At 67.8% G+C, this 26,013-nt stretch carries 24 protein-coding genes; 8 read left to right on the top strand and 16 right to left on the bottom strand.

Features of this window, described 5'->3' with window-relative positions; genetic code table 11:
• Positions 1-86 precede the first annotated feature (86 nt).
• Positions 87-1,700, top strand: coding sequence for a phosphoenolpyruvate carboxykinase (ATP) (gene pckA, locus INP52_RS05630; RefSeq protein ID WP_194369823.1), 1,614 nt, complete (start codon positions 87-89; stop codon positions 1,698-1,700).
• 244 nt (positions 1,701-1,944) lie between these two features.
• Here the strand turns inward: pckA and pta are convergent, their stop codons facing one another.
• Positions 1,945-2,925, bottom strand: coding sequence for a phosphate acetyltransferase (gene pta, locus INP52_RS05625; RefSeq protein WP_194369821.1), 981 nt, complete (start codon positions 2,923-2,925; stop codon positions 1,945-1,947).
• A 193-nt stretch (positions 2,926-3,118) separates the two neighbouring features.
• Between pta and glf the strand changes: the two genes are divergently transcribed.
• Positions 3,119-4,321 carry a UDP-galactopyranose mutase gene (gene glf / locus INP52_RS05620; protein ID WP_194369819.1) on the top strand — a complete coding sequence of 401 codons (1,203 nt, stop codon included), beginning with the start codon at positions 3,119-3,121 and terminating at the stop codon, positions 4,319-4,321.
• Between the two features lie 67 nt (positions 4,322-4,388).
• Positions 4,389-5,423 carry a glycosyltransferase family 2 protein gene (locus INP52_RS05615; RefSeq protein WP_194369818.1) on the top strand — a complete coding sequence of 345 codons (1,035 nt, stop codon included), beginning with the start codon at positions 4,389-4,391 and terminating at the stop codon, positions 5,421-5,423.
• Here INP52_RS05615 and INP52_RS05610 read toward each other — a convergent pair.
• Positions 5,416-6,072 (bottom strand): hypothetical protein, encoded by a 657-nt coding sequence (locus tag INP52_RS05610; protein WP_194369816.1) that lies wholly within the window; start codon positions 6,070-6,072, stop codon positions 5,416-5,418. The genes INP52_RS05615 and INP52_RS05610 overlap by 8 nt on opposite strands.
• Before the next feature lie 500 nt (positions 6,073-6,572).
• Here INP52_RS05610 and INP52_RS05605 point away from each other — a divergent pair, with 500 nt between their 5' ends.
• Entirely contained in the window at positions 6,573-6,740 is a 168-nt protein-coding gene (locus INP52_RS05605; protein ID WP_194369814.1) for a transmembrane-type terpene cyclase, read from the top strand.
• 22 nt (positions 6,741-6,762) lie between these two features.
• Positions 6,763-8,373, top strand: coding sequence for an ABC transporter ATP-binding protein (locus INP52_RS05600; RefSeq protein ID WP_194369812.1), 1,611 nt, complete (start codon positions 6,763-6,765; stop codon positions 8,371-8,373).
• A 223-nt stretch (positions 8,374-8,596) separates the two neighbouring features.
• On the opposite strand, the gene INP52_RS05595 is transcribed toward INP52_RS05600, so the two are convergent.
• From INP52_RS05595 to INP52_RS05560, 8 genes are all read right to left on the bottom strand, one after another.
• Positions 8,597-9,403: an HAD family hydrolase gene (locus INP52_RS05595; RefSeq protein ID WP_194369810.1), complete on the bottom strand. Its 807-nt coding sequence runs from the start codon at positions 9,401-9,403 to the stop codon at positions 8,597-8,599.
• A 43-nt stretch (positions 9,404-9,446) separates the two neighbouring features.
• A complete protein-coding gene (locus INP52_RS05590; RefSeq protein ID WP_194369808.1) occupies positions 9,447-10,415 on the bottom strand; it encodes a P1 family peptidase in 969 nt (322 codons plus the stop codon).
• Entirely contained in the window at positions 10,408-11,037 is a 630-nt protein-coding gene (locus INP52_RS05585) for a Maf family protein (RefSeq protein WP_194369806.1), read from the bottom strand. The genes INP52_RS05590 and INP52_RS05585 overlap by 8 nt, the downstream gene beginning before the upstream one ends.
• A 91-nt stretch (positions 11,038-11,128) precedes the next feature.
• Positions 11,129-11,314, bottom strand: a complete 186-nt coding sequence (locus tag INP52_RS05580; protein ID WP_194369804.1) for a ferredoxin — start codon at positions 11,312-11,314, stop codon at positions 11,129-11,131.
• Positions 11,315-11,468: 154 nt separating this feature from the next.
• Positions 11,469-12,239, bottom strand: a complete 771-nt coding sequence (gene ygiD, locus INP52_RS05575) for a 4,5-DOPA-extradiol-dioxygenase (protein ID WP_194369802.1) — start codon at positions 12,237-12,239, stop codon at positions 11,469-11,471.
• Between the two features lie 15 nt (positions 12,240-12,254).
• Positions 12,255-13,625: a 23S rRNA (uracil(1939)-C(5))-methyltransferase RlmD gene (gene rlmD, locus INP52_RS05570; RefSeq protein ID WP_194369800.1), complete on the bottom strand. Its 1,371-nt coding sequence runs from the start codon at positions 13,623-13,625 to the stop codon at positions 12,255-12,257.
• A complete protein-coding gene (gene ppk1, locus INP52_RS05565) occupies positions 13,626-15,959 on the bottom strand; it encodes a polyphosphate kinase 1 (protein ID WP_194369798.1) in 2,334 nt (777 codons plus the stop codon). It abuts the gene before it with no gap.
• A 115-nt stretch (positions 15,960-16,074) separates the two neighbouring features.
• Positions 16,075-16,830, bottom strand: a complete 756-nt coding sequence (locus INP52_RS05560) for a GNAT family N-acetyltransferase (protein WP_194369796.1) — start codon at positions 16,828-16,830, stop codon at positions 16,075-16,077.
• Between the two features lie 195 nt (positions 16,831-17,025).
• Between INP52_RS05560 and INP52_RS05555 the strand changes: the two genes are divergently transcribed.
• Both INP52_RS05555 and argF read left to right on the top strand, forming a co-directional pair.
• Positions 17,026-18,276, top strand: a complete 1,251-nt coding sequence (locus INP52_RS05555) for an arginine deiminase (RefSeq protein ID WP_194369794.1) — start codon at positions 17,026-17,028, stop codon at positions 18,274-18,276.
• Positions 18,277-18,357: 81 nt separating this feature from the next.
• A complete protein-coding gene (gene argF / locus INP52_RS05550; protein WP_194369792.1) occupies positions 18,358-19,359 on the top strand; it encodes an ornithine carbamoyltransferase in 1,002 nt (333 codons plus the stop codon).
• Positions 19,360-19,588: 229 nt separating this feature from the next.
• Here argF and INP52_RS05545 read toward each other — a convergent pair whose 3' ends face one another.
• The 3 genes from INP52_RS05545 to trpS are packed head-to-tail and all read right to left on the bottom strand — an operon-like array spanning position 19,589 to position 21,404.
• The gene (locus tag INP52_RS05545; RefSeq protein ID WP_194369790.1) at positions 19,589-19,912 is read right to left on the bottom strand and encodes a hypothetical protein; all 324 of its coding nucleotides are present in this window, start codon (positions 19,910-19,912) and stop codon (positions 19,589-19,591) included.
• A gap of 58 nt (positions 19,913-19,970) precedes the next feature.
• Positions 19,971-20,324 (bottom strand): zinc ribbon domain-containing protein, encoded by a 354-nt coding sequence (locus tag INP52_RS05540; RefSeq protein ID WP_194369788.1) that lies wholly within the window; start codon positions 20,322-20,324, stop codon positions 19,971-19,973.
• Between the two features lie 30 nt (positions 20,325-20,354).
• Positions 20,355-21,404 carry a tryptophan--tRNA ligase gene (gene trpS / locus INP52_RS05535; RefSeq protein ID WP_194369787.1) on the bottom strand — a complete coding sequence of 350 codons (1,050 nt, stop codon included), beginning with the start codon at positions 21,402-21,404 and terminating at the stop codon, positions 20,355-20,357.
• A gap of 145 nt (positions 21,405-21,549) precedes the next feature.
• On the opposite strand from trpS, the gene INP52_RS05530 reads away from it, so the two are divergent.
• Entirely contained in the window at positions 21,550-22,143 is a 594-nt protein-coding gene (locus tag INP52_RS05530) for a 5-formyltetrahydrofolate cyclo-ligase (RefSeq protein ID WP_194369785.1), read from the top strand.
• A 294-nt stretch (positions 22,144-22,437) separates the two neighbouring features.
• Here INP52_RS05530 and aroQ read toward each other — a convergent pair whose 3' ends face one another.
• From aroQ to INP52_RS05515, 3 genes are all read right to left on the bottom strand, one after another.
• Positions 22,438-23,376, bottom strand: coding sequence for a type II 3-dehydroquinate dehydratase (gene aroQ / locus INP52_RS05525; RefSeq protein WP_194369783.1), 939 nt, complete (start codon positions 23,374-23,376; stop codon positions 22,438-22,440).
• Positions 23,377-23,546: 170 nt separating this feature from the next.
• Entirely contained in the window at positions 23,547-24,827 is a 1,281-nt protein-coding gene (locus tag INP52_RS05520) for a shikimate kinase (RefSeq protein WP_194369781.1), read from the bottom strand.
• Positions 24,827-25,978 (bottom strand): bifunctional chorismate mutase/prephenate dehydratase, encoded by a 1,152-nt coding sequence (locus tag INP52_RS05515; RefSeq protein WP_194369779.1) that lies wholly within the window; start codon positions 25,976-25,978, stop codon positions 24,827-24,829. Before INP52_RS05515 ends, INP52_RS05520 begins: the two co-directional genes overlap by 1 nt.
• Positions 25,979-26,013: the final 35 nt, after the last annotated feature.

The following is a 26,013-nucleotide window of genomic DNA, read 5'->3' as shown; positions in this document are numbered from 1 at the left end:
GGGGGAGCCAGGGGACCTCTTCGGGGGTCTCCCGTCATCCGTCAAGTCACAAGACCCGTCCTGAGGCTTGCCCAAAGGAGGCCCGCATGGTCATCGAGGAGCTCTCGCGCTACGGCATCGCCCACACCCAGGAGAAGACCGTCATCGACGCCTCTCCGGCCGTGCTCGTGGAGACGGCGCTGGCGCGCGGTGAGGGCAAGCTTACGAGCACGGGCAGCCTCTCGGTCGTCACGGGCGCCTACACCGGCCGCTCGCCTCGGGACCGCTTCATCGTGGACACGCCCGACGTGCACGACAAGATCGCGTGGGGCACAGTCAACGCGCCCTTCTCGCCTGAGGCCTACGAGCGCATCAAGGCCGAGGTCATCGGCCACCTCTCCGAGCGGAGGCTCTTCGTGGTGCACGGACTGGCCGGTGCCGACCGCCGCTACTCGCGCAGGGTCTGCGCCATCTGCGAGCTTGCGAGCCAGGCGCTCTTCGTCCGGCAGATGCTCGTCCGGCCGACCGCGCGTGAGCTTGATGATTTTGGACCGGCGGACTTCGTGGTCATGGCGGCCCCCAGCCTCAAGCTCGACACCGCGACGTACGGGACCCACTCCGAGGCCGTCGTCCTCATCAACTTCCAGGAGCGAACCATCCTCGTGGTGGGCACGCAGTACTCCGGAGAGATCAAGAAGGCGATCTTCTCGTTCATGAACTACCTGTTGCCCCTTGAGAATCACGTCCTCACCATGCACTGCTCCTGCAACATGAACCCCCTGTCGCACGGCACTACGGTCTTCTTCGGCCTGTCTGGGACGGGCAAGACCACGCTCTCCGCCGCCGAGGGCCGCATGCTCATCGGGGACGATGAGCACGGCTGGTGCGATGACGCGGTCTTCAACATAGAGGGCGGCTGCTACGCCAAGACCATCGGCATCACGCCCCAGACCGAGCCGCAGATTTTTGATGCCATTCGCTTTGGCTCGGTGAGCGAGAACGTGGTGATCGACCCGGTGACCCGCATGGCCGACTACTTCGACGTCGCGCTGACCGAGAACGGCCGCGTGGCCTACCCGGTGGAGTTCGTACCCGACGCCGTGGTCGCGGGCACGGCCAAGCGCATTCCCGACGTGGTGATCTTCCTGACCGCCGACGCCTTCGGGGTGCTGCCGCCGGTCTCCAAGCTCGATCGCGACGCGGCGATGTACCACTTCATGACCGGCTTCACCTCCAAGGTCGCCGGCACCGAGTGCGGCATCAAGGAGCCGCAACCCACGTTCTCGTCCCTGTTTGGCGAGCCGTTCATGCCCCTTGACCCCAACGTCTACGCGCGCATGCTCGGCGAGAGGATCGACGCCGGCGGCACCCGCGTCTACCTGGTCAACACTGGCTGGACGGGCGGCTCCTACGGTGCGGGCTCGCGCATCAAGCTCGCCTACACGCGCAGGATGGTCGAGGCGGCCCAGACGGGCATCATCGACGACGGCGAGTTCGTGCACGACGAGCGCTTCAACCTCGACGTGCCGGTGAGGTGCCCGGGCGTGCCCTCCGCGCTGCTTTGCGCCCGCGACACGTGGGTTGACCGCGAAGCCTACGACCGCGTGGCCGAGAGCCTGGCCCAGATGTTCGTGGACAACGCCGAGAAGCGCCTCACGACCATGTCCGACGCGGTGCGCGCCGCCGGGCCGCACCCCCTGGGCGTGATCGTGAATCGGTAGTCTCACCCGCACGGCGGGGCTGGGCGCGGTGACGGTGCTTCTCGCCCCAATGTCTCTCTTTTGTGCGGCCGCAAAACTCGGAGATAGCGCGCTGTTCGATTTCATCTTTATGTTTATGCAGGTAGAGGAGTCGTTTGTTTTTGTCAGTCGAGGAATCCTGTCATGTGCGGCCGCACAAACGCGATGAGAAGGGGCGCCACCCCAAAAGGTGACGCCCCAAGCCGTGCGAGATGAGGGGGAGAGCCTACTCGGCCAGCTGCGCCTGGACGGCGGTGATGGCGACCACGCCCACGATGTCGTCGGCGGAGCAGCCGCGCGAGAGGTCGTTGACCGGCTTGGCAATGCCCTGCAGGATGGGGCCGTAGGCCTCGGCGCCACCAAGGCGCTGCACCAGCTTGTAGCCGATGTTGCCGCTCTCCAGGTCGGGGAAGACCAGGACGTTGGCGTGGCCGGCGACCTTGGAGGCCGGGGCCTTGAGGTCGGCGACGGACTGGACCAGAGCGGCGTCGAGCTGCAGGTCACCGTCGAGCTCGATTGCGGGATTCTTCTCGTTGGCGAGCCTGGTGGCCTCCTGGACCCTGGTGGGCACGTCGCCCTTGGCGGAGCCCATCGTGGAGAAGCTGAGCATGGCCACCTTGGGCTCGACGTCGCCCATGAACGTCTTGAAGGACTCGGCGGACGCCAGGGCGATCTCGGAGAGCTCGTCGGCGGTGGGAGCGATGTTCAGGCCGCAGTCGGCGAAGAGCAGCGTGCCGTCCGCGCCGTACTCGGGCGTCTTGGTGCACATGATCATGAACGCCGAGACGAGCTTGGTGCCCGGGGCGGTCTTGAGGATCTGGAGCGCCGGGCGCAGGGTGTTGGCGGTGGAGTGGCAGGCTCCGGAGACCAGGCCGTCGGCGTCGCCCATCTTGACCATCATGGTGCCGAAGTAGGTGGCGTCGCCCATCTGCTCGCGGGCCTCGGGCAGCGTGACGCCCTTCTTGGCGCGCAGCTCGGCGAACTTGGCGGCGTACCCCTCGCGCCTCTCGGAGGAGCGCGGGTCGATCACGGTCGCGCCCTTGACGTCGATTGCATCGGGGTTGCCCAGGATGACGAGCTCGGCGAGGTCCTCGGCGATGACCTTGCGCGCCGCCTCGAGGGTGCGCGGGTCCTCGCCCTCCGGCAGGACGATCGTCTTCTTGTCGGCCTTGGCCGCCGTCTTCATGCGGGATAGAAAATCGCTCATGGTGCTCCTTCGAAAAAAGACTCCTCTACCAGCTCGTCCACCGCGCGTTTTGTGCATGTTGACGGCGCGGGGCGGACGCAGACCCATTATAGGGTCGAGATGCTAGAATCATGGGGACGATTGGCCAGATGCGTGCTCTTCTCGCCGCGCCGCCTGGGGCGGCGCGCATGCCGAAGACGCTGAGAGGACTTGTATGGGTATCCAGAGCGGTCTGCCCGCGGGGTTTTCCCCCGACGTCTACGACGTCATCGTGGTGGGGGCCGGCTACGCGGGCGTGGTGTGCGCGCGGCGCCTGGCCGAGTCGTGCGGCTTCAAGGTCGCCATCCTCGAGCGGCGCGGCCACATCGCGGGCAACGCCTACGACTACGCCGACGAGGCGGGCGTCCTGGTCCACAAGTACGGCCCGCACATCTACCACACCATCAGCGACCGCGTGAACGACTTCCTCTCGCGCTTCACCGACTGGACCGACTATCAGCACAAGGTGCTCGCCAACATTCATGGTACCCTCATGCCGGTCCCGTTCAACCACCGCTCGCTCAGGCTCGCCTTTGGCGACGAGCGCGGCGAGCGCCTCTACCAGAAGCTCGTGGACACCTTCGGCGAGAACAAGAAGGTTCCCATCATGGAGCTTCGCGAGAAGAACGACCCCGAGCTCGTGGAGGTCGCCGACTACGTCTACGAGAACGTCTTCCTGCACTACACCATGAAGCAGTGGGGCCAGGCTCCCGACCAGATCGACCCCTCCGTCATGGGGCGCGTGCCCGTCTTCGTGGGCGACGACGACCGCTACTTCCCCACGTCCACCTACCAGGGCATGCCCGCCCAGGGCTACACGGCCCTGTTCGAGCGCATGCTGGAGCATGACCTCATTTCCGTCTTCCTTGACGTCGACGCCCGCGACCTGCTCAGGCTCACCGAGACGAGCGCCAGCGTGTGCGGCAGGCCCTACGGCGGCGAGATCATCTACACCGGCCCCCTCGACGAGCTCTTTGGCCTGGACCTGGGACCGTTGCCGTACCGCTCGCTCGACATGGTCTTCGAGACGCTCGACGTCGACCAGTTCCAGCCCGTGGGCACGGTGAACTACACCACGAGCGAGGACTTCACGCGCATCACCGAGTTCAAGAACATGACCGGCCAGGTCCTGCCCGGCAGGACCACGATCATGAGGGAGTATCCGCAGCCCTACGAGCCGGGCCGCGGCCAGACGCCCTACTACGCGATTCTGGACGACGCCAACCGCGACCTTTACAAGCGCTATCGCGCGCGGATCTCGGGCCTGGTTAACTTCCACTGCGTGGGCCGCCTCGCCGAGTACCGCTACTACGACATGGACGGCGTCACGGCCTCGGCGCTCGAGCTGTCCGACGAGATCATCTCCGAGCACAACTAGCGCTTCACATGCGAAACGGGCCCCTCAGGGCCCGTTTCGCATGTGAAGGGGCAAGAGAGGAACGTCGATGAAGAAGACCATCACCTTTGGCATCCCGTGCTACAACTCGGCCGACTACATGGACCGCTGCGTCGAGTCCATCCTGGTGGGAACGGGCTACGCCGACGACGTCCAGATCGTGATCGTGGACGACGGCTCGACCAAGGACGACACCGCCGCCAAGGCTGACGCTTGGGCCGCGCGCCACCCCGCGATCGTCAAGGCCGTCCACCAGGACAACGGCGGACATGGCGTGGCCGTCATGAAGGCCGTCGCCCACGCCGACGGGGTCTACTTCAAGAACGTCGACTCGGACGACTGGGTGGATGCGGATGCGGCGCGCGCCCTTCTCGACCAGCTCAGGCGCTTCATCGAGCTGGAGGACCGCATCGACCTGGTTATCACCAACTACGTCTACGAGCACGTCGAGGACCACACGCACAACGCCGTCGACTACCGCCGCGTCCTGCCCACGGGCATGGTCTTCGGCTGGGGCCAGATCGGCCACTTCATGCCGTGGCAGTACCTGCTCATGCACGCGCTGACCTACCGCACGGACGTCCTGCGCGCCTCCGAGCTCCAGATGCCGCCCCACACCTTCTACGTGGACAACATCTACGCGTACGTGCCGTTCCCCCGGTGCCGCTCGCTCTACTACTTGGACGTCGACCTCTACCGCTATCTCATCGGTCGTGAGGACCAGTCGGTCAACGAGAAGGTCCTCACGAGCCGCGTGGACCACTACTGGCGGGTGGCGCGCATCATGATGCGCGCCTACCACCTCTACGACGACATCGACTCCGCGCAGCTCAGGGGCTACATGCTGAGCTACTTCACCATCATCATGGCCATCTGCTCGGTGTTCTCCAAGATGAGCGAGCGCGATGACGCCGAGGCTCAGCTCCAGGCCCTCTGGGACGAGCTCAAGGACTACGACGCGCGCATGTATCGCCACGCGCGCCACCACGTGGTAGGCCTGGTCACCAACCTGCCGGGCTCCGTGGGCAAGTCGCTCACGCTGGGCGGCTATCGCGTGGCCCAGAGGGTCGTGAAGTTCAACTAGGGGCGTCGCGGGGACGCGGAGCCGCGGGCCGCAGGGCCCTGGGAACTCGTGCAGGACTCCCTGCAAAGCTTCCCCGCTCAGTCGAGGAAGAGGAGCTCGCGCACGAGCGCATGCTGGAGGCGGGCGAACGCGAGGTCGCAGAGAGACTCGATCTTTGGGTGTCGCATGACCTTGTGCGTAAAGTCGCGAGAAGGGCGTCGTCCAGAAGGATCCCCGACGTGACGGAGCGCACCATCCACCCCACGTTGCGCAGCCCCTCGTTTCTGGCGTCGTCGCCGTCGACCTCATGGGCGCCGCTGTGGTGGTCGCAGCTGTCGTACTCCACGATGAGAAGCAGGCTGGGCCAGCACGGGCAGACGACGAGGTAGGGCTTGCCGAGCGCGACCTGGAGGTCCGGCGGGATCTCCACCCGCAGGCTGAGGCGGGGCTGGGGCAGGCCGCAGCCGCCCAGCTCCCGGGGCAGGGTGAGCAGCAGGGCGACGACCGTCTCCATGGGGGAGCGCGAGCCGGCCATGATGCGGCCCAGAGCCTGGCGCGCCCGGCGTGCCCCGCAGCCGTGGTTGTGGGCGAAGTCGCATGCGGGCCTCTTGTGGAACCCTCCCTCGGGGTGCGGGGAGCGCGCGTAGGTGCCGCAGATCTCCATGCCCACGCTTGCGGCTCGCGCGAGGCCCGACCGGGCGGACATCTGCTGCAGGCAGAAACCCGGGGAGGCGAGCAGTACGTCATCGGCGAGCCGGTAGAACCCACCCTTGGGAAGGGGAGTCGACCAGATGCGGTTCCTGACGCTCTTGCAGCGAATCCGCCGGCCCTCCTTTGAGACCAGGATGTGGGGAACCGCCCCTGCGTTGCCTCGACGCGTGCCGAGCGCAGGTCAAGGGTCGCGAGCTCGGCTGCCGGCGAAAGGGGCCGGCTCTGGGCCCGGGGCTCGCGGCGGGGCCCCCGAGCTTCTCGGCAAGTCCGAGCTCTCCCCAGCGTGCGAGTGCGGATATTGCAACGGTGTACGTACCCGAAAGGGGAGTGTACGTACCCTGTGGGGAACGGAGACAAGGACAGGGGGTGCACGTGCCCTAGTTTGGCACTATGATGAAAAACCCTTAGGACAAGGTGGCGCCCTCGCCAAGGCGGGGACACAGCGGGGAGTGGCGAACGATGGTCATGTTTCTCACGGTCTTGAGCGGGGTCTGCTGGACGGTCGTGTACCTAGACCTCATCCGACTGGGGCTCAGGGACAAGACCTGCGGCATGCCGCTGTTCGCGCTGGGGCTCAACATCGCGTCTGTGAAGAAGAGCCCTCATGCATGCTCATCTGTTCGGTAGCGGTATGCTTAGAAGTCCCGGTGTGAAGCTGCTAGTTCCCTACCTCGCGCGCACCTGGTCGAAGCTCGTCCTCGCACTCGTCACGACACTGGCGTACTCTGTCCCTTCCGTTCTTCCGGCATTCATAACGCAGAGACTAATAGACGACGGCCTCACGGCGAGAAGCTTCCGAACCGTTGTCCTGTGCGCCGCTGCCCTGCTCCTGGCGGCAATTCTTCGGTCTGCCCTCTCCATCCTGGCGACGAAGCTCTTCGCGACGATGGGCCAGACCGTTGCCGCTGACATGCGAACCGATATGATGGAGCGCGCCCTGTCGATGCCGCTGGACTGGCTCTCCGACAAGGACAGTGGCTATATCTCCTCACGCGTCAACGAGGTATCGAACGTCTCGATGCTCTTCTCCCAGACCAACTTCGCCTTCTTGGGGAGCCTCTTCCAGGCGTTCATCGCCGTCGGCCTGCTGGCCTCGATCAGCCTCCCCGTTTTTCTCCTCTGCCTTCTGCCCGTTCCGCTCTATCTGCTCTGTGCTCACCATTCGATCGGGCAATATCGTGCTGTTACGAAGGAGGCACTCGAGATCGGGGCCTCGCTCTCGGGGAAGATGAACGAGACCCTCGGAGGACGCGAGGAGGTGAGGGTCAACGGTTCCATTAAGCGGGAGAAGGGCCGGCTCGCGGCATTTAACCAGACCCTCAAGGCAAAGGGGATACGCCAGGCGCTCATAGCGGTGGTCACGGGCGAGGGCATGAAGACCCTAACCACCCTCTCCACGTCACTCGTCTACATCGTCTGCGGCTGGTACGTGGTCAACTCGTCTCTCACCATCGGCCAGCTGGTCGCCGCCGTCCAGTATGCCTCCCAGATGTACAGCCCGATTCTGGTCGCCGTGTCCGTGTCGCTCATGGTGCAGCCCGCGCTCGCGAGTCTCGGACGGATCGCCGACACGTTCTATCAGGACGAGGGGCCCACGCGGGGATCGGTCGAGATGGGTGAGCCGTCGTCGATAGTCGTGAGGGACCTGCGCTTCACGTGGCCCGGCTCCAACGGGGAGCTCTTTGGAGGCCTCTCCTTCTCGCTGACGTCGCCGTCCCTCGTCGTCGTGAGGGGTCAGAACGGCTCCGGCAAGACGACGCTCGCGAAGATCCTGCTCGGGCTCGTGAGCAACTGGGCCGGCTCCGTCAAGGTCGACGGGGTCCCGCTGCAGCAGATCTCCGAGGAGAGCTGGCGCGAGCGCTGCGCCACGGTCTCGCAGCGGCCCTTTCTCGCGAATGCGACCATCAGGGATAACGTCGCGTTCAGCGGCGAGGACTACGAGCAGGCCGCCTACGAGAGCGCCGTGCGGCTCTCCGGCCTCGACGGGGTGCTCGAGAGGCTCCCCGATGGCGACGCGACCGTCGTGGGCGAGGGCGCGAAAAAGCTGTCGGGAGGCGAGCGGCAGAAGGTCTCCCTCGCCCGAGCCCTCCTGCGAGGGGCGAGCGTCCTGATTCTTGACGAGCCGACCACGAGTCTCGACCAAGGCTCGTCCCTGGAGCTGAAGGGGGTCGTCCGGCACCTGTCGGAGTCTGGCATCGTGGTGGTCATCGAGCATACGGACCTGTTCGATGACATAGCCGACAAGGTGGTCCGCCTGTAGAAGGGTACGTACATCCATCCCTAGGATACGTATGCAATTTCTAGATTAATGCTCTTCTCGTCAGGGGCCCTACCTGCGGATCCTTTGCGATGATCCCCTTTAAAAAAATGCAGCTGCGTACGCACCCGGGAGGAGGGCGTACGTACCCTCATGAGGTGGGGAAAAGGACGGCGAGAGGTGCGCGTGCCCTCGTTAGGAGCCGGGCGCAGGGGCAAGCCTGGGCCTAGAAGATCTTGTCCACGAGCTCGGGGAGGGCACCGTCCTCGGCCGGGGTCGAAAGGACGAGGTCGCACACGGGCCTGAGCTCGTCGGAGACGTTGGCCACGCCCACGCCCAGGCCTGCGGCGACGACCATCTCGCGGTCGTTGGCGGAGTCGCCCATGCCCACGGTGTCGGCGACGTCGATGCCCAGGAGGCCGGCGAGCCCGACCAAGCCGGCACCCTTGTCGACCCCTGCGGGGACGACCTCGAGGTAGCGCCCCGACGAGTAGGTGATGCTGGCGAGCCCCCCGAGCAGGGGCCGCACCTCGTCGGCGAAGCGGTGCAGGAAGGCGAAGTCCTCGCTCATGTACAGCATCTTGGAGACGACGGGCACGCCCGAGAGGTCGGGCTCGGGGTACTCGCGCACCCGCTTGAGGGTGGAGAGGTAGGTGCGCTCTTTCGCGGGCCAGTCGCGCACGAGGACGCTGCAGTCGGGCGTGTAGGCGTGCAGGCAGATGCCGCGCGCCACGCCCAGGCGCCAGAGCTCGTTGGCGAGGCCGTGGTCGAGGCTGCGTTCGTGGAGGGGCTCGGGGTCGCCGAAGCGATTGAGGGTGCCGCCGTTGTACGAGATGACGTAGCCCCCCTCCATGAGGGCGGGGTCCACCTGGGCGAAGTTGTCCATGATGGAGAGGTAGCCGCGCCCCGACGCGGGCACGAAGAGCGCCCCCTGCGCGCGCAGGCGCGCGAGCGCGGACAGGTTGGGGGCGGGGATGCGGTGGCGATGGTCGAGGAAGGTCTCGTCCATGTCGGACGCTATGAGGCGATACATGCGTGTTCCTCTCGAACGAGCGCGAGCTGGGGTCGCCTCTACCCTACACCAGGTCGCGCGCGGCGGGCAGGCCGAAGGCCCCCTCGGCCGAGCGCGCGGCGTCTGCGATGGCGCGCCCGAGCGCGCGCGTGGCGAGCGCCCCCACCACGTCGAGTGCTGCCTCGACCTCGCCCGTGGCCATGACGAAGACGGTGTCGCCGTCGTTGGTGGTGTGGGTGGGGCTGATGGCGTGGGCGTAGGCGTCCGCGGACATCTGGGCGACCTTGGTGGCCTGGGCCTTGGTGAGCCGCGCGTTGGCGATGACGCAGGAGATCGTGGTGTTGGTCCGCGCGAGCGGCATCTGGGCGCGCGCGCCGAGAAGCGCCTCCACGCTGCTGCCGAGCGCGCCCTCAGCCGTGCGCATGCCGGCTATTCTCGCGCCCGTGTCCGGATCTAGGACGTCGCCGCAGGCGTTGACGGCGGCGACGGCCCCGCAGACGAGCGAGCCGGCCTGCTCCACGTCCTCGCCCAGGCCCGACTTCATGGCGCGCTCGGGCCCCGCGAGCTTGCCCACGGTGCAGCCGCACCCGGCGCCCACGTTTCCGCGTGCGAGGGGCGCGCCTGCGCCGTCCAGCGCCGCAGATACGGCCGCGCGGCCGTCGGCGAGCGTGGGACGCACGTGGGCGTCCCCGCAGGCGAGGTCGAACAGGCAGGCCCCCGAGACGATGGGTATCCGCGTCACGCCCACGTCCAGGCCGCACCCACGCCGCTCGAGCTCCTCGGCGACGCCGCAGGAGGCCGCGAGGCCAAAGGCGCTGCCGCCAGCCAGGATCACGGCATGGAGCACCTCGACGGTCTCCTCCGGACGCAGGAGGTCAGTCTCGCGCGTGGCCGGGGCGCCCCCGCGCACGTCGACCGCGCCCGTGGCCCCCTCGGGAAAGACGACGACCGTGCAGCCGGTGCCGGCCTCGGCGTGCGTGGCGTGTCCGGCGAAGACGCCGGGGATCTGCGTGATGCTCGTGATGTCAGGCATGGGTGCCTCTCTCCAGCGCGTGGGCGACGAGGTCGGCGCGACCCGTGAGGCCTGCGAGCTCGCGCACGAGGCGCGCGATTGGCAGACCCACGACGGTGGCGTAGTCCCCGCGGACCTTTTGCACGAGCAGCCTGCCCGCCCCCTGGATTGCGTAGGAGCCGGCCTTGTCGAAGGGCTCGCCCGTGGCCACGTAGGCGTCGATCACGGCCTCTTCGAGCGGCCAGAAGGTGACGTCGGTCGTCTCCACGAAGCTCCTGGCGTCCAGCTGCTCCGCCGCGGGCGAGAGTAGAAGTGCCGAGACGCCCGTCGAGACGTGGTGGGTGCGACCGGACAGGGCGCGTAGCATGCGCCGCGCATCCGCGGCGTCGGCGGGCTTTCCGAGCACGGTCGCCTCGTCGGTCCAGACGACGGTGTCGGCCGCCACCAGAAGGCCGTCGGCGGGCGCCTCGCCCAGCCGGCTGCGGCACGCCCGGGCCTTCTCGCGCGCGAGACGCGAGACGAGCTCCACAGGCGCCTCTCCGTCGTGTCTGGCCTCGTCTATGCGCGCGGGGGCGACGGAAAGCTCGAAGCCCACGGCCGCGAGCAGGTCTCGGCGACGCGGGGACTGGGATGCCAGGATCATGTGAGGTTCTCCTTCACAAAAGAGGCGGGAGCCGCAAGCGACTCCCGCCCATCGTACGTCATGCGTGCCGAGCCCGTTCTTGCCGCGCGGGTTACGCGACCTCGATGGCGGAGACAGGGCAGTTCTCGGCGGCCTCCTGGGCGCTGTCCTCGGCGTCCGCGGGGACGTCCCCCTCGATGGCGTGAGCCATGCCGTCGTCCCCGATGGAGAAGACCTCGGGGCAGGTGCCCTCGCAGACACCGCAGCCGATGCAATCCTCGTTGACCGTAGCCTTCATGTTGATTCCTCTCTCTTGCCTGGGCCCCTTACCCAAGTCACACCCTTTTGTACACGTTTCGCTCCTGACGCGCAACCGTCGCGAGCGGAGTCGCAAAAGACGGAGAGGCCTTACTGAGCTGCCGCTATTCCGAGCACCGCGCTACGGTTCTGACCTAACCGAGCAGAAAGCTCGTCATGGAGAGCGAACCCAGCGTGCAGGAGTGATTGAAGACCTCTGCCTTCTCGCCCGGGTCGGCGGCGCCGAGCACGTAGAGAAGCGGGCTGAAGTGGTCCGGCGTGGGCACGGCGAGCCGGGCCGTCTGGCCCAGGCTCCGGTAGCCCACGACGTCCTCGAAACCTCCCCGCTCGATGGCGCCCTTGACGTGGTCGTCGAACTCGCGAGCCCAGTCGTAGCCCCCGCGCTCCTGGCTCCAGTCGACCATGCGCAGGTTGTGGACAACGTTTCCGGATCCCAATAGGAGCACGCCCCGGTCGCGCAGGGGAGCGAGCTCGCGACCCGTCCGGTAGTGCTCCTCGGGGGTCGCCGTGGCGTCTATGCTCACTTGGATGACGGGGATGTCGCGCTCGGGATAGAGATGGGCGAGCACCGACCAGGTCCCGTGGTCGAGGCCCCAGGACTGATCGAAGGTTGTCTTTCGGCTGATCAGCCCCGCAACCTCTTGAGCCAGCTCGGGGTCCCCAGGCGCGTCGTAGGTGAGGTCATAGAGCGCCTGGGGGAACCCGTACATGTCATGGATGGTCTCGGGGTGGCCCTGATTCATGATCCTGGTGCCCCGCGTGAACCAATGGGCCGAGAGGGACACGATGGCCCGAGGACGAGGAATCTCACGTGCCACCCGCTCCCAGGCCTGCGTGTAGTCGTTGTCCTCGATCGCGTTGGTCGGCGATCCGTGGCCCACAAAGAGCACGGGCATTCTGGGCATGGGGGAGCTCCTTTCTCAGAGGGTCCTGACCTGGTACGTTCCCGCGCCTCGCGTCGCCTTTGACAGCAAGGTCACCGTCTCCACGTGGAAGGTCTGGGGGAAGAGGTCCACGGGCGTCACGCGGACGGGCGAGAAGGTCCCGGTGGCCTCGAAGCGCGCGAGGTCGCGGGCGAGGGTGGCCGGGTCGCACGACACGTAGGCGATCGCGCGCGCCGGCTGGGCCGAGAGGCGCTCCACCACGTCGGCCGCGAGGCCCGCCCGCGGCGGGTCCACCACGATGACGTCGGCCTCTGCGTCGGGAAACTCGCGACCCGCGTCACCGCCGATGGGGTCGACGTTGTCCGTGCCGGCGATCTCCAGGTTGCGGCGCAGGTCGCGCACCGCGGGCCCGTATGACTCGACCGCCGAGACGAAGCCCGCCCTGCGTGCGAGGGGCACGGTGAAGGTCCCCGCGCCGCAGTAGAGGTCCATGGCCTCCTCGTCCTTTTGGGGGTCGAGCGCCTCGAGCACGAGCTCCACGAGCTTCTCGGCGCCCCTGGTGTTCACCTGGAAGAACGACGGGGCCGAGACGCGCATGCGCTCCTCGCCCACGAGCTCGCCCCATGAGCCCGCGCCCGAGAGGCACTCGACGCCCGCGATGCGGCGGGCCTTGGCGGGGCCCTTCTGCAGGACGCGCACGACGGAGGTGGGGCGCTCGGCGTCGGCGAGGATCTTGGCGGCCTGCGCGCGGGGGAAGGAGCCAGGGCGATCCCAGAGGGCCACCTCGACGTCCTTGGTGCGCCGGGAGACGCGGATGCCCACGCGCTCCAGGTCGAGGCCATGGCTGTTGGAGAGAAAGGCGACGGCCCCTGCCACGGAGCGGGCCGCCCCGGCGTGGGTGCGATCGAGCAGCATGCAGCTCTTGACCCGCACGAGGCCCCCCTCGCCCGCGCCGTGCATGCCCAGGATGACCTTGCCGCCTCGCGTGCGGCCCACGCCGAGCTCAATCTTGTTGCGGTAGCCCCAGGGCTCAGAAGGGGAGACGAGCGGCGCCACGAGCTTTTCGGCATGCTCGAGGCCGAGGTGGCCGATGCGCGCGAGAGCGTCGACGACGCTGGCGCGCTTGGCCTCGGCCTGGGCGGGGTAGGCGAGCTGTGCCCAGGGGCACCCGCCGCAGACGCCGGCGTAGGGGCAGTCGGGCGTGACGCGATCGGGCGAGGCCTCCAGGACCTCGGTGACGCGGGCGTGGGCCCAGCGCTCGCTGAGCTTGTCGACGACAGCGCGCACGCGGTCGCCCGTCACGGCGCCGGACAAAAAGACGGCCCTGCCGTCCGCGTCGTGCGTGACGCTGTCCGCACCGTAGGTCATCCGCTCGGCCGTGAGCTCGAGGGTCTGGGGCTCGGTCATCTAGCGATCTCCTCCAAGAAGGGTGCGGAAGGCGGCCCCGAAGAGCGCGAGCGCGGCCGAGACGCGCCCCCGGCCCGAGGCGGCGGGTGCTGCGGGCTCGGCCGCGACGTCCGGCGCGGCCGAGCCGGACGGCCCCTCGCTCGCCGGGATCTCGGCCGGGGCCCCGGGGCGCTGCCGCGGACGGGCGTCGCGGCTCGTGGCGGCCTCCCGCGCGCGCTGGTAGGCCTCGACGAGAAGGACCTCCTGGCTATTGACGCGCGCGGACCCCTCGGGCGCGTCAACCGGCCCCCAGGTGCCCTCGCTCGTGAGCTGGCGCGCCTTGACGTTGTCGGAGAGCTGCAGCTCAATGAAGTGGCGGACGATGGCGCGACAGGCGGGGTCGTGCACGGGGAAGGCTATCTCCACGCGCCGCTCGGTGTTTCTCGTCATCATGTCCGCGCTCGAGAGATAAATCATATCTGCCTGGGCACCAAAGGCGTAGATGCGCGCGTGCTCGAGGAAGCGGCCCACGATCTGGTGCACCACGAGCCCGTCGGTCCTGCCGGCCACGCCCGCCTTGATGCAGCAGATGCCTCGCACCACCATCACGACCTCGACGCCGGCCTCGCAGGCCTCGGAGATCTTGTCGATGACGTCGCGGTCGGTGAGCGAGTTCATCTTGAGGAAGACGCGCGCCGGCTCGCTCGCGCGGGCGCGCCCGATCTCACGGTCGAGGCCCCTCATGACGAGGGGCTTGAGGCCCGCCGGGGCCACGCCGAGCTCGCAGTAGGAGCCGCGCAGGTTTCCCAGGGAGAGGTTGCGGAAGAAGGTGTTGCCGTCGGCGCCGATGCGCTCGGAGGCCGTGAGCAGCATGAAGTCGGAGTAGAGCCGGGCGGTCTTCTCGTTGAAGTTACCCGTCCCCAGGCAGGTGACGCGGCTGATGCCGTCTTTGTCATGGTAGGTGATCTGACAGATCTTGGAGTGGCACTTGAAGCCCTCGGAGCCGTAGATGACGGTGCAGCCGGCGTCGTCGAGGCGCTCCGCCCAGGCGATGTTGTTGGCCTCGTCGAAGCGGGCACGCAGTTCCATGAGCACGGTCACCTCCTTGCCGGCCTCGGCGGCGGCCACGAGGCTCTCGCAGAGGTGGGAACGCGTGGCCACGCGGTAGAGGGTGGCCTTGATCGAGATGCACGCGTCTTCGGCGGAGGCCTCGCGCAGGAGCTGCAGCAGGGGCGCCATGGACTCGTAGGGGTAGGTGAGCAGGACGTCGTGGTCCTCCACCTGGGGTCTGAGCGGACGGGCGAGGTCGACCATGGGGGAGACCTGGGGCTCGAACGGCGTGAAGACGCAGGCCGCGTGCGCGGGGTCGGGGACGTGCTCCTCCAGCCCGTAGACGTAGCCCAGGTCGAGCGGACGTTCGACGTGGAAGATCCGGCGCTCCTCGAGGTGGAGCTCGCGGGCTACCAGCGACTCCAGCGCGTGGCCGAGCTTTCCCTGGACCTCAAGGCGTACGGGCTGGAGGCGCTGGCGGAGCTTGAGGACCTTCTTCATGTGCTGGCGGTAGTCCTCCTCCTCCTCGACGCCCTCGCCGTCGGGGTCTATGTCGGCGTTGCGCGTGACGCGTACGACGGCGGCGTGCCGGGGTACGTAGTCGCCGAAGCAGCGGTCGAGGCAGCAGCTCAGCACGTCTTCGATGAGGGTGTAGCGCCACATCCCGGGCCTGGTCGGCAGCTCGACGACGCGGGGCTCCGTGGCGGGGAGCTCGATGAGGCCGAGCACGCCGCGCTCGTCGTCGGCCGCCTTGAGCGAGCACGCCACGAAGAGGCGGCCGTTCCTGAGGTTGGGGAAGGGGTGGCGCGGATCAACGACGAGCGGCGAGATGATCGGCGCGAGCCGTCGGTCGAAGTGGCGCGACACGGCGGAGCGGTCGGCGTCGGTGTAGTCGGCCGGGCAGACGCGCACGAGGCCCTTGCCCGCGAGGGCGGCCTCCACCTCGGAGAGGGCGCGCCCGTGGCGCTCCACGAGTGGGGGCAGGGCCGAGAAGATCTGGTCGAGCTGCTCGGCGGGCGTCTGGTTGGACTTGTTGTCCTTGGGCTGGTTCTTAAGGGAGGCGAGGTCTGAGAGGCCGCCCACGCGAATCATGAACCACTCGTCGAGGTTGGAGTCAAAGATCTCGCAGAACTTGAGGCGCTCGAAGAGGGGGACCTTGGGGTCGAAGGCCTCGTCGAGCACCCGGTCGTCGAAGCGCAGCCAGGACAACTCGCGGTTCTGGGTGAAGGAGTAGTCGTGGCGGCGGCGCGCCTCGTCCGAGGGAGCCTTGCCCCGAAGATCTTCTCCGCTGTCCTGCTTGCCCATGTCCGCCCCTCTCTCGCGCGGTCCGGCCAGGGGCCGGACCGGAACATGTTACGGCCCATGATAGCAGTCACCGCGAGACTGTAGGGCGCCTGTGCCGCCAAGACGGCCGCGCGGTCTAGCTCGCCCCGATGAGTCTGTCCAGGCTGCGGGAGTCGAGGAGGTTCACGGTCTCGAGCCTGCCCCGGTAGAAGACGGCGTAGTTGTTGAAGGGGCAGGGCAGGGCCTTGGACTGCTCGAGCGTCTCCACATGGACGAGCGCGACCGGCGCTCGCGCCGCTGCGCAGCGCGCGCGGACGAGCTCGATGCTCTGGTGAATGTAGGGACATTGGTCGTCGTAGTAGACGGTGAGGTCCTCAGACGCGATGGTCCCGACCTTCGCGGCGGGCGAGAAGCGCGGCACGGTGCCGTCGAGGGAGTATGCCAGAAGCTCGTAGCCCGTCTCCGTCTCGTCCACGGTCGCGAAGCCGTGGCCCCGCGCGAAGCGCTGGTCGGAGAGCCAGGCCTTCTGTCTGCGCGCCCCGAGCATGCAGACACCGGACCTGCCCTGCTCCTCCGCGTCGGCCAGACAGCTCTCCATGAGCCGTGAACCGTAGCCGCGTCCGCGGTACGAGCTGCCCAAGACCCACAGGCAGTACAGGTAGAGGTAGTTGTCGCCCATCACAGGGACCCATGCCGACTCGAGCGGCGCATATTCGATGAAGACCGCGGCCCTCTCGTCGAGCTTGCGAAAGACGTGCCCCTCGTTGAGCCGGTCGGCGAGCCAGACACGCTTGGCCTCGACGCCCGGATGTGGCCTCCTGGTGCGGATTATGCAGCAGAGATGCTCGTTGGCGAGGTTGTCTGCCGTGAGGTCTAGGAACTCGTCTGCCATGGGGCCCTCCAAGGTTGCGCCGTCCTCTCAAGAGGGGGTCGCGTCGTCGCTTCAGGGTAGCATACGCCACGGCCGCTCTCTCGCTCCGATAGCACCGTGACCATACGAATACGCGCAGGTAGACGTGGTGCGCGCGTCTGCGTCCACGGTAGTAGTATGGTAAGAGGAACGCAGTCGCCGACGAGGGGGAGTCAGATGCAGCGGGGCCTCAACGTACACTCCGAGATAGGGCGCCTGCGCACGGTGATGCTGCATCGTCCGGGAGGCGAGCTCCTGAACCTCTCGCCGGACACCCTGGCGCCCCTGCTCTTCGACGACATCCCCTTTCTGCAGGAGGCCCAGCGCGAGCACGATCGCTTTGCCTGGATGCTCGCCGACGAGGGCGTGGAGGTGCTCTACCTGGACCGGCTCGTCGCCGAGGCGCTCGACGCGCACGAGGGCGCCCGCGCCGAGTTCTGCGAGCGCTGGCTGAGCGAGTCGGGGGTGGACGGCCGGTGCGCCCGCGCCGCCGTGCGCGAGAAGCTCGACTCGATTGCGGACACCACGGCCCTCGTCGACAAGTGCATCGAGGGCGTGCGCGCCGACGAGCTCGACCTCGCGCCCTCGTCGCTCCTGTCGCTCGCTGACCTCATGCTCACCCACGGCAACGCCGTCTCCCCGCTGGTCGTGGACCCCATCCCCAACGCCTACTTCACGCGCGACACCTTCTCGGTCATCGGGCGGGGCGTCTCGATGAATCGCATGCTCTGCGCGACGCGGCGGCGCGAGTCGATCTTTGGTGACTTCGTCTTTCGCTATCACCCCGCCTACGCGGGCGTGCCCCGCTGGCACGAGAGCGGCTCTGCCTACCACATCGAGGGCGGCGACATCCTCGTGCTGGGTCCCCGCGTCCTTGGCGTGGGCATCTCCGAGCGCACCCAGCCCGCCGCGATTGACTCCCTGTCCCACCGCCTCCTGTGGGGGGAGCCCCCCTCCGGCGTCGAGCGCGTCTTCGCGTTCTCCATTCCGCACAAGCGCTCCTTCATGCACCTCGACACGGTCTTCACCCAGGTCGACGTGGACACCTTCACCGTGCATCCGGCCATCCTGGGGACCCTGCGCGTCTTCGAGCTCGCGCGCGGGGCATGCGCGGGCGAGGTGCGCATCCGCCAGCTCGACGGCACCCTCGACGCGATTCTCGCCCAGGCCCTGGGCGTGGGCGGCGTGCGGCTCATCAAGTGCGGCGGGGGCGACGAGATCGCGAGTGCGCGCGAGCAGTGGAACGACGGGTCCAACACGCTCTGCGTTCGTCCGGGTCGAATCTTCGTCTACCAGCGCAACTCCGTGACCAACGACATCCTCTCCCGCGCCGGCCTCGAGCTGCTTGAGGTGCCGTCCGCCGAGCTCTCGCGCGGACGCGGCGGCCCGCACTGCATGAGCATGGCCTTCTGGCGCGACGAGCTCTAGGCCCCGGGGCTGGGATACAATTTCTGGTGGCGCTTGCGCCAGCACACGACGACGGGCGCCGAGCGCCCACAAGGAGGGACCATGGCATCCAGCCTTTCCGGACGCAGCTTTCTGAAGCTCCTCGACTTCACCCCCGAGGAGATCCGAGGCCTTCTCGACCTCGCGGCCGACCTCAAGCGCGCCAAGCGCGCGGGCGAGCCTCATCGCTACCTCGAGGGCAAGAACGTCGCCCTCATCTTCGAGAAGACCTCGACGCGCACGCGCTGCGCATTCGAGGTGGGTGCCCGCGACCTCGGCATGCACGCCGTCTACCTGGACCCCTCGGCCTCGCAGATCGGCAAGAAGGAGTCGATCGAGGACACCGCGCGCGTGCTCGGGAGCATGTTCGACGGCATCGAGTACCGCGGGTTCGGGCAGGAGCGCGTCGAGACCCTCGCCACCCACGCGGGCGTGCCGGTCTGGAACGGCCTCACCACCGAGTTCCACCCCACGCAGATGCTCGCCGACGTCCTTACCATGCAGGAGGAGTTCGGCGAGATGCGCGGGCGCAAGGTCACGTTCATGGGTGACGCCGGCAACAACGTGGGCAACTCGCTCATGGTGGTCTGCGCCAAGCTCGGCATCGACTTCTGCGCGTGCGGCCCCGCCGCCCAGATGCCCGATTCCGCGCTCGTGGGCACCTGCCGCGCTCTTGCCGAGGAGTCGGGCTCCAAGATCGAGCTGACCGAGGACGTGGCCGCTGGGGCGCGCGGGGCCTCCGTCATCTACACCGACATCTGGGTCTCCATGGGCGAGCCTGCCGAGCTGTGGGGCAAGCGCATCGAGCTCCTCTCGCCCTATCAGGTGAACGCGCGGCTCATGGGCGAGGCCGCCCCCGACGCGATCTTCATGCACTGTCTGCCGAGCTTCCACGACCGCAAGACCGACGTGGGCGAGGAGGTCTACCAGAAGTTCGGCCTGCCCGAGCTCGAGGTCACCGACGAGGTCTTCGAGGGACCACGCTCGCGCGTCTTCGAGGAGGCCGAGAACCGCCTGCATACCATAAAAGCGGTGATGTACGCGACTTTGAGGGACCCGCAGTAGGATTTTTTGGGCCGAGGGGGACTTGTCAATAGATTTTCTTCGCACCTCCGAGTATCAGAAGTCACTTCTCCAAAGAACGTGCAGGTAGAGGGCGCGTCGTTTTTGGCGCTACTTGGGGTATTCGTAAAAATCTATTGACAAGTCTCGTTTTGACTGAGACGGGCCCCAGGGGGCCCAAAAAAGCGGGCTCCGATGGAGATACCGGGGCCCGTCTGTCCTGCTCCGACGACTAGGAGGACGATACGCTCATGTTCTCCAGCGTCTTGCTGAAGTCCTCGTAGAGGGTCTCATGCAAAAACGGGGAATAGCTCGTCGGAGAGAGCACGCGCGAACCCCTACGCCCGTCGACCTCGTAGGAGACGCCGCCGTCGGGAAGGGTCGGCTCCTCGGGTGCGGACGAGAGGCTCACGAGGTTGTCGTCGACGTCCCAGCGCGGCCCCTCTGAGTCCTCGTTCTCGTCCACGCCGTCTTGTGCTATCTGGTCCGTCGCGTCGTACCCCGCGAGCGGCAGGGGCTCGGTGCCGCCCTCGCCCAGGACGTAGGTGTAGCTCACGATCGACTCCCCGTCGTTCCAGAAGGCGTAGTAGGTTCCCGTCGCGCTGCTCCTGGCTCTAGGGGGGGGAGATGGTGAGGGACGGCCCACTCCAGCGGGTGCTGTCGAGCAGGCCGGGCAAAGGGCTGAGCGCGGCGACGAGCGCAAGAGCCACCGCGACGATGACCCCCACGACCAGGCCCGTCCTTGTATGAGTCGACCTCTGCGCCGGGTCGGGGACCTCGGATGCGGAAGGGGTCGAGGTCCCGGGCGGGAGGGGCGGCCCCATGCGGGGCGCGGCGGGAGCTGCTGCGATCCTCTCCCGGGGCGCGCCGGCCGCGCCGGTCGGCGCCGGTGCGGTGGTCGGCCTTCCGCACCAGGGACAGAACTTCGGGTTGTCCTCCAGCGTCTTGCCGCAGTGGGGACAGATCATGTGCAGGCTCCCTTCGCGGGCTCCCCCGAGCTAGTAGGTCATTCCCATGGCGTCGCGGACCTCGTCGAGCGTCGCGGCCGCGATTCTGCGGGCGCGCGCGTTGCCCTCGGTAAGGACGTCGCGGACGTAGTCCATGTCCTGCTCGTAGCGGCGGCGACGCTCGCGGATGGGTGCGAAGTAGTCGTTTACGACCTCGGTGACGTAGCGCTTGAGCTGGCCCGAGCCGCCCATGCCGATCTCGGCGGCGATCTCGGCGGGCTCGCGCCCGGTGCAGATGCCCGCGGTAGTAAGCAGTGCGGCGACGCCGGGGCGCCCCTCGGGGTCGAAGGTGATGTTGCGCTCGGAGTCGGTCTTTGACTTCTTGATGAGTCGGGCGGTCTCGTCGGCCGTCATGCACAGGGAGATGGCGTTGCCGTACGACTTGCTCATCTTGCGCCCGTCGAGTCCCGGCAGAAGCGGAGTAGAGGTGAGAAGCCCCGTGACCTCGGGAAAGACCGGCGCGTAGCGCTCGTTGAAGCGCCGCGCGATCTTGCTCGTGATTTCGACGTGGGGGAGCTGGTCGCGGCCCACGGGGACGACGTTTCCCTTGCAGAAGAGGATGTCGCAGGCCTGGTGGACGGGATAGGTGAGGAGGAGCCCGGTGAGCGCGTGGCCCGATGCCTCCTGCTCCGCCTTCACCGTGGGGTTCCTCTCCATCTCGGACTCGGTCACCAGCGAGAGGAACGGCAGCATGAGCTGGTTGAGCTCGGGGACGGCGGAGTGAGTGAAGACGAGCGTCCGGTCGGGGTCTATGCCGCAGGCGAGGTAGTCGACGACCATGTTGTAGACGTTGTCGCGGATGTGCTCGGTGGTGTCGCGATCGGTGATGACCTGGTAGTCGGCGATGACGATATTGGCGTGCACGCCGAGCGCCTGGAGGCGCACGCGGTCGACGAGGGTGCCAAAGTAGTGTCCCAGGTGCAGGCGTCCCGTGGGCCGGTCGCCCGTGAGCATGGTGTAGGCCCCGGAATTGACCTCGAGGTCGGCGTGGACCTCGTCGCTGCGCCTGAGCGCCGCCTCATAGCTTCCCTCGTTGGGCATGCTGGCTCCTTCGTGTGACGCGCGGTCACTCCCGCGCGCGTTTTTCGCAACGAGGTCTATGGTACGGCAAACGACGTCTCCTGTGGGAAGCTCAGCGGCAAACCCTGCTAGAATGAGATGGCTGAAATCCGAGGGAGGAACGCTCATGGCAAGCTCATACGGTACGGACGCTGACAAGCGCTCCCTCAGAGACGCCTACCGTCGCATGCGCGAGGACGTCCCGCAAGCGTCCCGGCGCGGCGCCGACGCGGCCATTTGCCGCATCCTCGCCGGCTTTCCCCCCTCTGCCGAGGCGCCCCTCGTGCTCTCCTACGTCTCGTGCGGCTCCGAGGTCGACACGCGCGCGCTGATTGAGGGGCTGCTCGCTCGGGGGCGTCGCGTCGGCGTGCCGCGCTGCGACGTTAGCCGCCATCAGCTGGGGTTCTGCGAGATTCTCGGCCTCGACGAGCTCGCGCGTGGCGCGCACGGCCTGCTCGAGCCCGCCGCCGACGCGCCCGCGCTGAGCGTGTCCGAGCTCGGCGGCTCCGCCTGCCTGGTCCCGGGTCTCGTCTTCGACGCCCAGGGTCAGCGCGTGGGCTACGGCGGCGGTTACTACGACCGCTTCCTGGCGTTTTATCCGGGCGAGAAGATCGGCCTGGCGCGCCTCGCGCAGATCTCCTCCAACCCGCTCCCGCACGACGCCCATGACGTGGCCGTCGACTTCATCGCTACCGAGAGCGGCGTCTGGAGCTGCCGGTAGGTTGGCGCGTCCTGCGACCGAACCTACCGCGCGCCGGTCGGCCCGCGTCCTGCGACCAGCCTCGCCCCGCTTCTGCCCTCCCTGTGGTCACCCTCCCACGATTGGGGCAAGTTTTTGATGTCCGATAACGGCCGCAGCGCCGTTACGTTCGTTTTTATCGAAAAGTGCTGGGTTTTGTGGACGTTTGAAACACTGAGAAGGGCTGAACATCAAAAACTTGCCCCAATCCAAGAAGGGGCGACGGCACGGAGAGGGGACGGGCGACGGACCGGAGTGCCCCTCAAACCCGGAGCCCTAGAGCCCGATCCTTTTGGCCAGGTCGAAGAGGGCCCTGCGGTATCCCTCGATGCCCATGCCCGCGATCGTCTCGAAGCACGCGGCGCGGATGTAGGAGACCTGGCGAAACTCCTCACGCTCGTCGATTTTGGATATGTGCACCTCGACCATGGGAAGAGCGACGGCCTTGGCGGCGTCGAGGATCGCGACCGAGGTGTGCGTGTAGGCACCGGGGTTGATGACGATCCCGTCGTAGTCGTCGTAGGCGTCCTGGATGGCGTCGACGAGGTCGCCCTCGTGGTTGGACTGGAAGCAGGAGCACTCGGAGAAGCCCGCCTCGAGTGCCGCCTCGCGGCAGGTCTTAAGCAGGGCCTGATAGGTGTCGTGCCCGTAGATGTCGGGCTCTCGGATGCCGAGCATGTTGATGTTGGGCCCGTTGATCACGAGCACGCGCGCGCGGAGGCCTCCGTCGTCCCCGGAAGCGTCCGGCTCGTCGGAGGGGGCCTTCTCGCTAGCGGGGCCCATCTTGTCGAGCATGCTCATCAGCTCGCTGACGTCTGTCTCGTCGTCCTTCGCGAGCTGCAGGGTCGCCTTTTGCTGCCCCGTGCGCTGGGCGTCCGCCGCGCGCCGCAGGGGGTTGGGCGCGATGTGGACGTGCAGCGACGACGCGGGGGCACCCCTCAGCGCGTCGAAGACCTCGTCGGAGGGCTCGATGCCCGTGAGGCCCACGAGCGCCTCCTGGACGGCCTCGGCCTTGCCGGGACCGAAGACGACCTCGAGGCCGTTGGTCCCGCGGCGCACGAAGCCCAGGACGCCCCGGGCGGAGGAGAGCATGTCGGTGTCCACGAGGGAGGGGTCCTCGGTGAGGATTCTGAGGCGGGTCATGCAGATGTCGTTCGCCCTGACGTTGTCCTTGCCACCCACCGCCGCAAGAACCTCTTCCGCTATCTGCTGCATGTTCACTCCGCGATCCCCTCCTGCTATCGAATCGCGAGCTAGGGCCCCGTCCACTCACCTGTCGCGCGACTACCCCCGATTGGTTTTTCCGCCCCAGTATACGTGCCGCTTGTTCGCGCACAAGCCATACCGCCGAGCGGCGCGGCGGACGGGGCGGCGGTACCGCTCGGCTAGACGCGCAGGAGGCTTGCGATCAGCTCCGCGTCGGAGGCGGGGGACCCGGTGCAGGACACGACGATGTCCGCCCACGCCCGATAGGACCCCATGCGCTCGGCGGCGAGCTGCTCGACGCCGCGGGCCTGCGACAGGGGGCGTCCCTGCGCGCTCAGCTCGGCGAGCGGACGGTCCAGAAAGACGATGCGACCGTTCTGGTGCAGCAGGTCATAGTTCTCGGGGCGGGTGACGACGCCGCCTCCGCAGGCGATGACCAGGCCCGAGCGCGCGCCGTAGCGACCGGTGGCCGCGGACTCGAGGGCACGAAAGGCCTTCTCGCCGTCCTCGCGGATGATCTGGCCGGGCCTGCGGCCCTGCTCGGTGGAGATGACCTCGTCGACGTCCACGAAGGGACGGCCCAAGAGGCGCGCGAAGCGCCGGCCGCAGCTCGTCTTGCCCGCCCCCGGCATGCCGATGAGCACCACGTTCTCCGTCTGCGCGAAGATCTCGCCCGCAATCCGCCCCACGAGCGCGTCGTCGAGCGCGCGGCCCTGGAAGAGCTCGCTTGAGCGGAACGCCTGGGCGACGAGCATGGAAAGACCGCTCTCGAAGGGCAGGCCGCGCCTCTCGGCGGCCAGGCACAGCCCCGTGCGGGCCGGGTTGTACACGACGTCCAGCACGCCGAGAAGCCCCGTGAGGCCGTCGAGCGTCTGGGCGGAGAGGGGCGAGGCGGGACACGACGGGTACATCCCCACGGGGGTGGCGTTCACTACGAGGGCGGCATCGGCATGGCGCTCGAGGAGCGTGTCGTAGGTGTCCCTCCCATGGCGCGAGATGACGCTCACCCGTGCGCGGGCGTCATCCTCGAGCGCCGCGCGCACGGCGCTCGAGGCGCCCCCGTCGCCCAGGACCAGCACGTCGCGCCCCCCGAGCACGTCGGCGGGTGCGCCCGCGAGCTCGCGCCGGCAGAAGCGCTCGAGCATCCAGGAGAAGCCGAGCACGTCGGTGTTCTCGGCCAGGACGGAGCCGTCCTGTTGGCGCACGAGGGTGTTGGCCGCGCCGAGGCGCTCCACGCGCGTCGAGCGAACGTCAGCGAGAAGCGCGGCCTCGTGCTTGTAGGGGATGGTGACGTTGAGGCCCGCCCAGGAGCCGCCGCGGACGAAGCCGGCGAGCTCGTCGGGCTCCAGCTCGAAGAGGTCGTAGGGCGCGGAGCCCAGGCGCGCGTGGATCTGAGGCGACCAGCTGTGCCCGAGCGTGCGCCCCACGAGGCCGTACGGGACGGCGGACTTCTCGCTCATCAGAGCACCTCCGCGTAGCTGCCCAGGTAGCGGCACTCCTGGCAGAGGCTGCCGATCGTGGACATGAGCGTGGAGAACTCGGGCGCGGCCACGGGGCAGTCGACGTCGAAGTAGAACATGAACTCGAAGTCGCGCTCGGGGATGGGGCGGCTCTCGAGCTTCAGGATGTTGATGTCGAGGGCGTAGAACTTGGCGAGCAGCTTGTAGAGGGAGCCGGGGGCGTGGGGGAGCACGATCATGAGCGAGGTGCGGTTGGCCCCGGGGTAGATCTCGAGCCTCTTGGAGATGCAGGCGAAGCGGGTGTAGTTGTTGTCGCGGTCCTGGACCGACTCGGCGAGGACGTCGAGGCCGTAGAGGCCGGCGCAGGAGCGCGACGAGAGAGCGGCCACGTCCGCGCGGTCGGACTCGGCCACCTGGCGGGCGGCCATCGCGGTGTTCTCGCAGACGTGGACGCGCACCCCGTCGAGCCCGGCGAGAAAGGCCCCGCACTGGTTGATGGCCTGCTCGTGGCTGTAGACGTCGCGCACTTCCGACAGGGTGGTCCCGGGCCTGGCCAGGAGGTTGTGGTCGATCTTGACGCGCGTGGTGCGCACCACGGAGAAGGAGTGCTCCATCATGAGGTCGAAGACCTCGTTGACCGAGCCGGCCGTGGAGTTCTCCACGGGCAGCACGCCGTAGTCGGAGAAGCCCTGCTCGACCGCGCGGAAGACCCCCTCGAAGGAGTCGAAGTAGCTGATGGAGGGATGTCGGAAGAAGCGCTCGGTCGCGATCTGCGAGTAGGCGCCCTCGACCCCCTGGCAGGCCACGTGGGAGCTCGGCGGGAAGAGCTCGGGCGTGCGCGCGCGGGCGTCCGCGATGCGCGCCGTGGTGTCGTCCTTCTCGCCCGCGTCGAGAAGCGCGTGCTGGCGGGCGCGGGAGGCCTCCATGAGGAGCTCCATGAGGACCTGGGCGTAGGTCCTGAGGTCGGCGGGGACGCCCTCGCTGGCCCCGGCGACCTTCTGCCGCTCGCGCGTGGGGTCGAAGACGGGTAGGCCGTGCTCCCTCTTGTAGGCGGCGATGCCCTCGGAGGTGTCGGCGCGCTCGGCGAAGAGCCGGAATATCTGGGCGTCGATACGATCGATGTCCTGTCTGAGCTCGGGAAGTTCTGCCATGGTCTCAAGGCCTTTCAGGGGAAGCGGGGGCGTGC

It is taken from the genome of Thermophilibacter immobilis (genome assembly GCF_015277515.1).
Classification (GTDB): domain Bacteria; phylum Actinomycetota; class Coriobacteriia; order Coriobacteriales; family Atopobiaceae; genus Thermophilibacter; species Thermophilibacter immobilis.
Note: the sequence above shows the minus strand (reverse complement) of the source record. Positions and strands in the feature narration are given on the sequence as shown.